Annotated in this window: 8 protein-coding genes; 3 read left to right on the top strand and 5 right to left on the bottom strand. The window is 72.7% G+C overall.

The genetic code is table 11. From position 1 onward, the window contains the following. Nucleotides 1-4: 4 nt before the first annotated feature. Genes OHA03_RS11365 through OHA03_RS11375 form a run of 3 tightly spaced genes read right to left on the bottom strand, consistent with a single transcriptional unit; the run spans nucleotide 5 to nucleotide 4,121 of the window. Entirely contained in the window at nucleotides 5-1,603 is a 1,599-nt protein-coding gene (locus tag OHA03_RS11365; RefSeq protein WP_267003296.1) for an acyl-CoA carboxylase subunit beta, read from the bottom strand. Continuing rightward, a complete protein-coding gene (locus OHA03_RS11370) occupies nucleotides 1,600-3,318 on the bottom strand; it encodes an acyclic terpene utilization AtuA family protein (protein ID WP_267003297.1) in 1,719 nt (572 codons plus the stop codon). The genes OHA03_RS11365 and OHA03_RS11370 overlap by 4 nt, the downstream gene beginning before the upstream one ends. Next, nucleotides 3,315-4,121, bottom strand: coding sequence for a TIGR03084 family metal-binding protein (locus OHA03_RS11375; protein WP_267003298.1), 807 nt, complete (start codon nucleotides 4,119-4,121; stop codon nucleotides 3,315-3,317). Before OHA03_RS11375 ends, OHA03_RS11370 begins: the two co-directional genes overlap by 4 nt. A 133-nt stretch (nucleotides 4,122-4,254) precedes the next feature. Between OHA03_RS11375 and OHA03_RS11380 the strand changes: the two genes are divergently transcribed. Beyond that, nucleotides 4,255-4,989, top strand: coding sequence for an NUDIX domain-containing protein (locus OHA03_RS11380; RefSeq protein WP_267003299.1), 735 nt, complete (start codon nucleotides 4,255-4,257; stop codon nucleotides 4,987-4,989). Between the two features lie 9 nt (nucleotides 4,990-4,998). Here the strand turns inward: OHA03_RS11380 and OHA03_RS11385 are convergent, their stop codons facing one another. Further along, nucleotides 4,999-5,961: a DMT family transporter gene (locus OHA03_RS11385; RefSeq protein WP_267003300.1), complete on the bottom strand. Its 963-nt coding sequence runs from the start codon at nucleotides 5,959-5,961 to the stop codon at nucleotides 4,999-5,001. Between the two features lie 162 nt (nucleotides 5,962-6,123). Between OHA03_RS11385 and OHA03_RS11390 the strand changes: the two genes are divergently transcribed. Together OHA03_RS11390 and OHA03_RS11395 are read left to right on the top strand one after the other, a co-directional pair. After that, the gene (locus OHA03_RS11390) at nucleotides 6,124-7,008 is read left to right on the top strand and encodes a LysR family transcriptional regulator (RefSeq protein WP_267003302.1); all 885 of its coding nucleotides are present in this window, start codon (nucleotides 6,124-6,126) and stop codon (nucleotides 7,006-7,008) included. 78 nt (nucleotides 7,009-7,086) lie between these two features. After that, on the top strand, nucleotides 7,087-8,229 hold the full coding sequence (locus OHA03_RS11395) for a serine hydrolase domain-containing protein (protein ID WP_267008010.1): 1,143 nt from the start codon (nucleotides 7,087-7,089) through the stop codon (nucleotides 8,227-8,229). Nucleotides 8,230-8,373: 144 nt separating this feature from the next. On the opposite strand, the gene OHA03_RS11400 is transcribed toward OHA03_RS11395, so the two are convergent. Continuing rightward, nucleotides 8,374-11,193, bottom strand: coding sequence for an FAD-binding and (Fe-S)-binding domain-containing protein (locus OHA03_RS11400; RefSeq protein ID WP_267003304.1), 2,820 nt, complete (start codon nucleotides 11,191-11,193; stop codon nucleotides 8,374-8,376). Nucleotides 11,194-11,352 lie beyond the last annotated feature (159 nt).

Genomic DNA, 11,352 nt, shown 5'->3' on the forward strand with positions numbered 1-11,352 from the left:
GGCCTCACATCCGGAAGATGCCGAAGCCGCCGCGGGCGCCTTCGACCGGGGCGGTGTGGATCGCGGACAGGCAGATCCCGAGGACGGTCCTGGTGTCGCGCGGGTCGATGACCCCGTCGTCGTACAGCCGCCCGGAGAGGAACATCGGCAGCGACTCGGACTCGATCTGCTGCTCCACCATGGCGCGCAGCCCGGCGTCGGCCTCGTCGTCGTAGGGCCGTCCCTTCGCGGCGGCGGAGGCCCGGGCGACGATGGACAGCACACCCGCAAGCTGCTGCGGGCCCATCACGGCGGACTTGCTGCTCGGCCAGGCGAAGAGGAAGCGGGGGTCGTAGGCGCGCCCGCACATGCCGTAGTGCCCGGCCCCGTAGGAGGCGCCCATCAGCACGGACAGGTGCGGGACCCTGGAGTTGGACACTGCGTTGATCATCATCGCGCCGTGTTTGATGATGCCGCCCTGCTCGTACTCCTTGCCGACCATGTAGCCGGTGGTGTTGTGCAGGAAGAGGAGGGGGATGTCGCGCTGGTTGGCGAGCTGGATGAACTGGGCGGCCTTCTGCGACTCCTCGCTGAACAGCACGCCTTGCGCGTTGGCGAGGATGCCGACGGGGTAGCCGTGCAGCCGCGCCCATCCGGTGACCAGGCTCGTCCCGTACAGCGGTTTGAACGCGTCGAAGTCGGAGCCGTCGACGAGCCGGGCGATCACCTCGCGCGGATCGAACGGGATCTTGAGATCCCCCGGCACGATCCCGAGCAGCTCGTCCTCGTCGTACTTAGGCGGTTCGGCGGGTCCCGGATCGGCGTGGGCCTTGCGCCAGTTGAGCCGGGCGACGATCCGCCGTGCCTGGCGCAGCGCGTCGTGCTCGTCGACGGCGAAGTGGTCGGCGAGTCCGGAGGTGCGGGCGTGCATGTCGGCGCCGCCGAGGGACTCGTCGTCGCTCTCCTCGCCGGTCGCCATCTTCACCAGCGGTGGTCCGCCGAGGAAGACCTTCGACTGTTCCTTGATCATGACGGTGTGGTCGGACATGCCGGGGACGTATGCCCCGCCGGCCGTGGAGTTCCCGAAGACGACCGCGACAGTGGGGATACCGGCGGCGGAGAGCCGGGTGAGGTCCCGGAACAGTGCGCCGCCGGGGATGAAGATCTCCTTCTGGGACGGCAGATCGGCCCCGCCGGACTCGACGAGGCTGATGCAGGGCAGCCGGTTGGCGAAGGCGATCTCGTTGGCGCGCAGGGCCTTCTTCAGGGTCCAGGGGTTGGAGGCGCCACCGCGTACGGTCGGGTCGTTGGCGGTGATCAGGCACTCCACGCCCTCGACGACCCCGATGCCCGTGACGAGCGAGGCGCCCACGGCGTACTCGCTGCCCCAGGCGGCGAGCGGCGACAGCTCGAGGAACGGTGTGTCGGCATCGATCAGCAGCTCGATCCGCTCCCGGGCGAGGAGCTTGCCGCGCCCCCGGTGCCGTTCGACGTACTTCTCGCCGCCGCCCTCGAGTGCCTTGCCGTGCTCGGTGTCGAGCTCGTCGATCCGGTCGAGCATGGTGGCGCGGTTCGCGGCGTATTCGGGACTCGTGGTGTCGAGCCCGGTGGCCAGGACGGTCATGCGTGCGCCTCCGGTGCGTCGGTGGTTTCGAGCAGGGTCACGGGGATGGGGAGGTGCCGGGACCGCAGCCACTCCCCCACCGCCTTGGCCTGCGGATCGAAGCGGGCCTGTGCGGCGACGCCTTCGCCGAGCAGGCCGTGGACGACGAAGTTCAGCGCGCGGAGGTTCGGCAGGATGTGCCGGACGACGGTCAACTCGGCTGTTTCGGGCAGCAGTTCCTGGAAGCGTTCGACGGTCAGTTCGTGCGCCAGCCAGCGCCAGGCGTCGTCGGTGCGGACCCAGATGCCGATGTTGGCGTCACCGCCCTTGTCGCCGCTCCGCGCCCCGGCGATGCGCCCGAGGGGGGTGCGCTGGGTCGGCCCGGCGGGCAGGGGTTCGGGGAGAGCGGGCTCGTCCACGTCCTCGAGCGCCTTTGTCCGTACGGGTGGTGCCACCCGCTCCCGTCGCCCGTCCGGCCCCACGGCGATGTGCTCGACGTCTTCCGCCGGTACGTACCTCGCCTCGAACACTCCGTAAGGCGCGCCCTTGCCGGGCGGGGCGGTGACGTGGAAGCCCGGGTAGCTGCCCAGGGCCAGCTCGATCGCGGCCCCGGAGACCGACCTTCCGACGGCCTCCGGGTCCTGGTCGCGGACGACGAGCCGGAGCAGGGCGCCGGCGGTCTCCTCGGTGTCGGCGTCGGCCCTGTCGGTACGGGCCAGCTCCCACCGCACCTCGTCGGGCGGCCCGGTACGGGACCGGGTGAGCGCCTGCGCGAACTGGTCCTGCACCAGCTGTGCCTTGGCCTCGATGTCGAGTCCGGTGAGCACGAAGACGACCTCGTTGCGCCAGCCGCCGAGCCGGGTGAGCCCCGCCTTGAGGGTGGGCGGCGGGGCCTCGCCGCGCACCCCGGAGATCCGGACCCGGTCCGGCCCGTCCTGGGTCAGGCTCACGGTGTCGAGCCGGGCGGTCACGTCCGGCCCGGCGTACCGGGCGCCCCCGGTCTCGTAGAGGAGCTGGGCGGTGACGGTCCCGACGTCGACGAAGCCGCCCGTGCCGTCGTGCTTGGTGATGACGGACGACCCGTCGGCGTGGATCTCGGCAAGCGGGAAGCCGGGCCGGCGGATGTCGTGGCCGCGGAAGAAGGAGTAGTTCCCGCCGGTGGCCTGGGTGCCGCACTCCAGGACGTGCCCGGCGACGACGGCCCCGGCGAGTGCGTCGTGGTCGTCCGGCCCCCAGCCGAAGTGGGCGGCGGCGGGTCCGGTGACGAGGGCGGCGTCGGTGACCCGGCCGCTGACGACGACATCGGCCCCGGCGCGCAGGCAGGCGGCGATGCCGTGGCCGCCGAGGTAGGCGTTGGCGGTGAGGAACCCGTCGGGCACGGGCAGGCTGTCGCCCTCGACATGCGCGACCCGGACCGGCACGCCCACCTTGCGTGCCAGCTCGGCGACGGCTCCGGCGAGTGCGGCCGGGTTGAGCCCCCCGGCATTGGCGACGATCTTCACACCGCGCTCGTGGGCGAGCCCGAGGCCTTCTTCGAGCTGCTGCAGAAAGGTGGTGGCGTAGCCGCGGGCGGGGTCCTTGAGCCGGCTGCGCCCGAGGATGAGCATGGTCAGCTCGGCGAGATAGTCGCCGGTGAGGACGTCGAGGGGGCCCTCGGTGAGCATCTCGCGTACGGCGTCGAAGCGGTCGCCGTAGAACCCGGAGGCGTTCCCGATCCGCAGCGGTGCGGCGGTCATCGGGCGCCGCCCCGTGCACCGCCCCCGGGTGCGCGGCCGGGGCCGGGTGGGCCGGCGAAGGCCTGGGCGATGTCCAGCCACTGGTCGGCGTCGGCCCCGAAGGCACGGACGGCGAGGTCGTCGCGGTGGGCGCGCTGGGTGACGAGGAGGCAGAAGTCGTGCAGCGGTCCGGTGACCCGCTGTCCGGCATCCTCGGGCCCGAATGCGATCACCTCACCGTCGGGGGCTTCGAGTTCGACGTGGAACTCCTCATCGGGCGCCTTGATCCCCCGTACGAGGAACGCGTAGTCACGGGCCCGCACCCCGATCCGGGCGATGTGGCGCAGCCGGGCGGTCGGGGCGCGTACGGCGCCGAGGGCGTCGGCGATGTCCTGCCCGTGCGCCCAGGTCTCCATCAGCCGCGCGGTCGCCATGGACGCGACGCTCATGGGCGGCCCGTACCAGGGGATGCGGGTGCCGGGCGGGGCGGCGCGCAGGGCTCGTTGGAGCCGGTGGCGTCCGTCGCGCCAGCGGGCGAGCAGCGCGGCCGGCTCCACGGCCACGAGCACCTCGGCGGCCTGGTCGACGAAGCTGTCGGGTGCCGCCTGCGCCTTGGCGACCTCCGCCGCGAAGGCGTTTGGGTCGGTGACGGCGAGCAGGGCGACCTCGTCGGTCCAGGTCAGATGGGCGATCTGGTGGGCGACGGTCCAGCGCTCGGCGGGGGTCGGTCCGGCCCACTGGTCGGCGCTCAACTCCGCTACCAGCAGGTCGAGTTCGTCGCTCTCGCTGCGCAGATCGTCGAGCACGGCTGCGGCATCGGACACGGTGCGCTCCCCTCGGGGCGTGGCGGTGTGCCCAGGAGCATGTCAGCGGACCAGGAAACAAGCAAGCATGCTTGCATTATTTGATGCATCCGGCTCCACGGCCGGGCCGGGACCCGGCTGCTAGCCTCCGCCGATGACTGACGAACCTCGCACCACGGGTGTGCGTTTCGACGACAACAGGCTTGTCCTGGAGCAGTATCGGGACGAGACCGGCATCTACTACTCCTTCCCGGGCGGCGCCCCGGGTTCCTTCCGCGCCGACGGCCGGGCCACCGGGGGCACATCGGCCGCGCTCTCCCTGGCCGAGGCGCTGCACGCCCGGATCCGCCCGGTCGGCACGGCGGAGAGCGTCCTGCGCGCGTGGTCGCAGGGAGCTCCCCCGCAGGACACGGCCGCCCTGGACGACCCGACGGCAGCCGAACCGACCCGGGTCCGCGGCGGCGCGATCGTCATCCGCGACCGGCGGATGCTGCTGATCCACTTCCCCGGGGACGACGGCTGCCACTACGAGATCCCGGGCGGCGGCGTCGAAGCCGGCGAGACACCGGAGGTGGCGGCGGTCCGCGAACTCCGGGAGGAAACCGGCCTGCACGGAACGGTCGTACGCGAGGTGGCCCGGATCTGGCGGGGCGGCACCCGGGGCCACTACTTCACGATGGAGGCGGAGGGCGAGGTGGGCGAACCGGAGACCCTGGACAACTACGGTGGCGTCCCGGCCTGGGTACCGGTCTCCGACCTGCCCACCACCCCGGTCTGGCCCCGCCGCCTGTCCTGGCGGATCGCCCACTGGCACGCCTCCGGCTGGCCGACGTCTCCGGCCGAACTGGCGGATTCGGTCTGGGACCTGGACGCGGCCTGCGGATGGTGACGGCAGCCCTCAGGAATTCGCCTTCGCGCGGCGGCCGGCGCCCACCTGGCTGCGGACCGCACCCATGCTCGCCCCGATGACCAGCGCGATCGCCAGCGCGTCGGTGGCCGTCAGGGCCTGGTCGAGGATGAGGAAGCCGGCCGTCGCCGCGATGGCCGGTTCCAGGCTCATCAGTACGGCGAATGTGTGCGCGGGCAGCCGGCGCAGCGCCATCAGTTCGAGGGTGTACGGGAGCACCGAGCTCATCAGCGCCACCGCCGCACCCATCGCCAGTGTCGACGGGACCGCCAGCTTCGCGCCGGATTCCAGGATGCCCAGCGGCAGTGACAGCACTGCGGCGACCACCATCGCCAGGGCCAGACCGTCGGCCTGCGGGAAGCGGCGGCCGGTGCGGGCGCTGAAGACGATGTACGTCGCCCACATCGCCCCCGCACCCAGCGCGAACGCCGCACCGAGCGGGTCCAGCCGGTCGAAGCCTCCGCCGCCCAGCAGGAACACCCCGCCCAGCGCGAGCCCCGCCCAGACAAAGTTGATCAGGCGGCGGGAGGCGATCACCGAGAGCGCCAGCGGGCCGAGCACCTCCAGGGTGACGGCCGCGCCCAGCGGAATGCGGTCGAGAGCCTGGTAGAAGAGCATGTTCATGGCGCCCATGGCGATGCCGAACGCGACCACCGTGCCCCAGTCGGCCCGCGAGTGGCCGCGCAGCTTCGGGCGGCAGACGACCAGCAGGACGACCGCGGCGACCACCAGCCGGAGCGTGACCACCCCGAGCGCACCGGCCCGCGGCATCAGCAGGGCCGCGACCGCCGAGCCGAACTGCACGGAGAGGCCGCCCGCGACCACCAGGGCCACCGGGGCGAGCGCCGCCCTGCGGCCGCCCGGACGTACAGGGCCCCCGTCGAGGGCGGACACCGCCTCCGGTACGGCGACGGCTGCTGCGGCCGGCTCTGCGGCACTGCGCTGGTCGTTCACGTGGCGGCCTTCGTCCTCGATGGGCTGAGCAGGGTCGGGTTCACTTCATTGCACTACGCGATTGAAGATACTGCACTCTTGCGGCATCGACCGTTTCTTTACGGTAGAGACCTCCGCGCGGCGCGTGAAATGCCGAATGCGCTCCCGTTATGCTGCCGACGCATGAGCACAGGACAGGGCCGCAGCGTCGAGCTGCGCCACTTGCGGGCCTTCCTCGCCGTCGCCAATGCGGGCAACGTCACACGCGCCGCAGCCGCGCTCCGGCTCACCCAGCCCGCCGTCTCCCGCACCCTCGCCGCCCTTGAGCAGCATCTCGGCGTCCGTCTCGTGGACCGCTCCACCCATCACCTCGCTCTCACCCCCGAGGGCGTCGTCTTCCGCGACAAGGCGGCCGCCGCGGTCGCCGCCTTCGACGAGGCGGTCGACTCCGGCGGCCTGCGCCACTGGCCGCTGCGGCTCGGACACGCCTGGTCCGCGTTCGGCCCGTACACCACACCGCTGCTCCGCGGCTGGCACGAGCGGTACCCGGAGACCCCTCTCGAACTGCTGCGGATCGACGACCGCACGGCCGGGCTCACCCGAGGCGAGGTCGACGCGGCGCTGCTGCGCGGGCCCGTCGACGCGCCGGGGCTCGTCACCGAGGTGCTGTTCAGCGAGGACCGGGTGGCGGCGGTGACCGCGGACGGGCCGCTCGCCGCACACACCACGCTCCGTCTCGCCGATCTCGCGGACGGCACGGTCGTCCTCAACACCGTCTCCGGCACCACCACCGTCGACCTGTGGCCGCCGCACGCCCGGCCCGCCGCCACCCTCACCGTCGCCAACACCGACGACTGGCTGACCGCCATCGCGGCCGGGCGCGGATCCGGGGTGTCGGTCGCCTCCACCGCCGACATGCATCCGCACGCCGGGGTCGCCTACCGCCCGCTCGTCGACGCCCCGACCGTGCCGCTGCTGCTCGCCCGCCGCGACGCGCCCGGCCATCCGGCGCTGCCGAAGCTCGCCGAAATGGCCCGGGAAATCATTGGAGAAGACATCACCGGTTGAGGGAATTTCCCCGCACAACAAGGGAGTTGGGGTGCTGTGAAAGCCGGACACAGGCCGGCCGACACCTGGGGGATCACCTTGACGAACGACATCACCGTGCACGGCACGGTCGCACCGGGCTTCGAAGGCGTACGGGACGCCTACGCCGCCGTACTCGCCGAGGACACCACCGAGCCCGGGTCCCAGCTCGCAGTGCGGCTGCACGGCCGGACGGTCGTCGATCTGTGGGCCGGGGACGGGATCGAGGCGGATTCACTGCCCGCCGTGTACTCGTCCACCAAGGGCGCTGCGCACCTGGTCGTCGCGCTGCTGATCCAGGACGGCGTTCTCGACCTGGACCGTACGGTCGCCTCCTACTGGCCCGCGTTCGCCGCCGAGGGCAAGGGCGAGCTGACACTGCGGCAGCTGCTCGCGCACGCCTCCGGAGCGATCGGGGTGGAGGGCGGGTTCAGCGACGAGGAGCTGGCCGACGACCGGCTGCTCGCCGCCCGGCTGGCGGAACAGAAGCCGTTCTGGACGCCCGGCACGGCCTACGGGTATCACGGCCTGGTGATCGGGGCCCTCACCGGTGAAGTGGTGCGCCGGGTCACCGGTCAGTCCATCCAGGAGCTCTTCGAGGAGCGGATCAGGGCCCCGTACGGGCCGGACTTCTTTCTGGGGCAGCCCGAGGCGCTCGAGGCGCGCTACGTCGCCATCCGGCCGATGGCACCCACCCCGGAGCAGGCGGCCGGGCTCGCGCTCGACCCGATCGATCCGAAGAGTCTCAGGGCCGTCGCCTTCAACTACCCGACCGACCTGATCGCGTGGATCAACAAGCCGTCCGTGCGGGCGCTCGGCCCGGCCTCGGTGGGTGGTGTGGGCTCCGCGCGCGGGCTGGCCGGGATGTACGCGGCCGCCATCTCGGAGGTGGACGGCCGGGCCCCGCTGCTCAAGGCGGAGACGCTCGCCGAGGTCGCCCGGCCGCACGCGGTGGGCACCGACCTGGTGACCGGCGAGGAGGACCACTTCGGGCTCGGCTTCGAGCGGCCGTCCGTGCCGTATCCGTCGCTGGGCGAGGGGGCGTTCGGGCACTGCGGTGCGGCGGGGGCGCAGGCGTTCGCGGATCCGGCCAGTGGGGTGGCGTACGGGTACACACGGCGGCGGTATGCGTTTCCCGGCGGGGCGGCGCCGGAGAACGAGCGGTTGGTGGCGGCGGTGGCGCGGGCGGCCGCCACGGGCTGATGGCGCGCGGGGCGGGGCGGTTCTGTTCCCCACCTCGCCCCTTCCCGAACCCGGGGCTCCGCCCCGGAGCCCCGCTGCTCGATCGCCGCACGGACTTGGGGTGTTGCCGCCAGGGCCCGGGGCGGGGCGCCGCAGGGGCTGGGGTCAGACCGGGTGGGTGTCGGTACTGTTCAGGCCTTCTGCCAGCAGCTCTGCCAGGTGTCTCGACCGCACGCCTGCCAGCTGTGCCAGCTGGGTCCGGCAGGAGAAGCCGTCAGCCAGGATGTCCGTGCCGGGCTCCGCGCTCCGTACCGACGGCAGCAGCTGCTCCTCCGCGCATGCCACCGACACCCCCCAGTGGCCTCGTTCGAAACCGAAGTTGCCCGCCAGTCCGCAGCAGCCACCGGTCAGTTCCCCTTCCAGTCCGGCGCGTTCGCGCAGCCGTCGTTCCGCCGCGTCGCCGAGGACGGCGTGCTGGTGGCAGTGGGTCTGGCCGACGACCGGGCGGTCCAGGCGCGGTGGCTGCCAGTCGGGGGCGTACTCCTCCAGGTACTGGGCCAAAGTGCGTACGGAGGCGGCGAGTTCGGCGGCTCGGGGGTCGTCGGGGAGGAGTTCCGGAAGGTCCGTACGGAGGGTGGCGGCGCAGCTCGGTTCGAGGACGACGAGCGGGTCGCCGAGGGAGGCCCCCATCCGGTCCAGCGTGCGGCGCATGACCCTGCGGGCCTTGTCCAGCTGGCCCGTCGATACGTAGGTGAGGCCGCAGCACACCCCCCGCCCCGGGTACAGGGCCGTCCGGCCCGCCGCCTCCAGGACCCGGACAGCCGCCCTGCCGACCTCCGGGGAGAGGTGGTTGGTGAAGGTGTCCGGCCAGACCGTCACCACCTGGTCGCTCGAAAGGAGCACCGTCCCCCGGCCCCCGCGCTTGACCGCCCACCGGGTGAACGTCTCCCCCGCCAGCACCGGAATCGTCCGCTCCGCAGCGATGCCCGCGAGCCGTTTCGCCAGTGCGGCGAGCGGGCGGATCCGGGCCAGCAGGTTCAGCACGGGCGCGAACGGGGCCGCGAGCCGCAGCCACCCCGGCAGCCGGCCCATCACGTAGTGGGTGGCAGGGCGCAGCCGCCCCCGGTAGTGGTGGTGCAGGAACTCCGCCTTGTACGTGGCCATGTCCACGCCCACCGGGCAGTCGCTGCGGCATCCTTTGCAGGACAGGCACAGGTCGAGCGCGTCCCGGACCTCCTTCGACCGCCATCCGTCCGTGATCACCTCACCCGCGAGCATCTCGTGCAGCAGCCGGGCCCGGCCGCGGGTGGAGTGCGCCTCCTCGCCGGTCGCCCGGAACGACGGGCACATCACGCCCGTGCCCGGCGCCTGCGCCGTACGGCACTTCGCGACGCCGACACACCGTCGTACGGCCGCCGAGAAGTCGCCGCCGTCGTGCGGGTAGCCGAAGGTGACGTCCACCGGGCGCGTCGGCAGGACGTCGAAGCGGAGGTTCTCGTCGAGGCGGGCAGGGCGGGCGAGCACACCGGGGTTCATGCCGCCGTCCGGATCCCAGAGGTCCTTGAACCTCCCGAAGAGAGCGACGAGTTCGTCCCCGTACATGCGGGGAAGCAGTTCGGCCCGGGCCTGCCCGTCGCCGTGTTCCCCGCTCAGCGATCCGCCGTGCGCGACGACAAGCGTGGCCAGCTCCTCGGAGAAGCGGCGGAACCGGGCCACGCCGTCACCGCTCAGCAGGTCGAAGTCGATCCGCACATGGATGCAGCCGTCGCCGAAGTGTCCGTACGGTGTGCCGCGCAGCCCGTGTGCCGTGAGCAGGGCGCGGAATTCGCGCAGATAGGGGCCGAGGCGGGCGGGCGGTACGGCGCAGTCCTCCCAGCCGGGCCAGGCCTCACTGCCGTCGGGCATCCGCGTCGCCGTGCCGGATGCGTCCTCCCGGATGCGCCACAGGACCCGCTGCCCGGCCGGGTCGGTGACGACGGCCGCGTCCAACGCGTCGGCCGCCCGCAGGATTTGTGCGGCGCGTGCCCGTGCCTCGGCCGGGGTGGCGCCGCCCGTCTCGACGAAGAGCCAGGCTCCGCCGCGCGGCAGACCGGCCGGTTCGCGTACGAGATCGGCGGCCATGCCCTCGACCGTCAGGGGGCAGTACGGGAGGAGGCCGGGGGCGGCTTCGGCGGCCGCGGACTCGTCGGCGTACCCGAGTACGGCGAGGGCGCGGGCCTCGGGCGCCTCGACCAGCCGCACGGTCGCCTCCGTCACCACGCCGAGCGTCCCCTCGCTGCCGCAGAAGGCGCGGGCGAGGTCCGGTCCGCGCTCCGGCAGCAGGGCGTCGAGGGCGTACCCGGAGATGCGGCGCGGGAGTTCGGGGAAGCCGGTGCGCAGCAGGGCGAGGTGGCTGCCGGCCAGTTCGCGCAGGCCGGCGGGCGCGCCGTCCCACCGGCCGCGGCCCAGCCGCAGCGTGTCGCCGCCGTAGCGGGCGACGGTCAGCGCTTCGACGTTGTCGGCGGTGGTGCCCCAGGCCACCGAGTGCGAGCCGCAGGAGTTGTTGCCGATCATCCCGCCGAGTGTGCAGCGGCTGTGCGTGGACGGGTCCGGGCCGAACGTGAGGCCGTGCGGTGCGGCGGCGCGGCGCAGGTCGTCCAGGATCACGCCCGGCTGGACGACGGCCGTGCGGACCCCGGCGTCCAGCTCCACGATCGACCGCAGGTGGCGGGTGAGGTCGAGGACCACACCGGTGCCGGTGGCCTGCCCGGCGATGGAGGTACCGCCGCCGCGCGGGACCACGGGCACCTCGTGCGCGCGGCAGACGGCGAGCGCGGCGGCGATGTCGTCGGCGTCGCGCGGGGCGACGACGCCGAGCGGTACGCGACGGTAGTTCGAGGCGTCCATCGTCATCAGCGCCCGTGCGGCGGCGTCGAACTCCACCTCTCCACGCACGGCGCTGGAAAGGGCCCGCACAAGAGAGGTCCGCATCTGCTCGTCGGTCATGCGCCCAGGATGCCGTCGATCGTCCCGCCGACCGCGCCACTGGAGCTGCCGCCCCTCGCGTTTCCCCTGAATACGTCAGTACGTCGGAATACGTCGGAATGCGCCGTCCCGTAGTCACATACGTAACAAAGAAAGCCGCAAGCGCTTCCCAAACAGATC

The sequence above is a fragment of the Streptomyces sp. NBC_00154 genome (genome assembly GCF_026342835.1).
Classification (GTDB): Bacteria; Actinomycetota; Actinomycetes; order Streptomycetales; family Streptomycetaceae; genus Streptomyces.

Bases quoted from the DNA above. Each gene is read 5' to 3' on its own strand.
- OHA03_RS11365 (WP_267003296.1), bottom strand. From the start codon at position 1,603: ATGACCGTCCTGGCCACCGGGCTCGACACCACGAGTCCCGAATACGCC.
- OHA03_RS11370 (WP_267003297.1), bottom strand. From the start codon at position 3,318: ATGACCGCCGCACCGCTGCGGATCGGGAACGCCTCCGGGTTCTACGGC.
- OHA03_RS11380 (WP_267003299.1), top strand. From the start codon at position 4,255: ATGACTGACGAACCTCGCACCACGGGTGTGCGTTTCGACGACAACAGG.
- OHA03_RS11390 (WP_267003302.1), top strand. From the start codon at position 6,124: ATGAGCACAGGACAGGGCCGCAGCGTCGAGCTGCGCCACTTGCGGGCC.
- OHA03_RS11400 (WP_267003304.1), bottom strand. From the start codon at position 11,193: ATGACCGACGAGCAGATGCGGACCTCTCTTGTGCGGGCCCTTTCCAGC.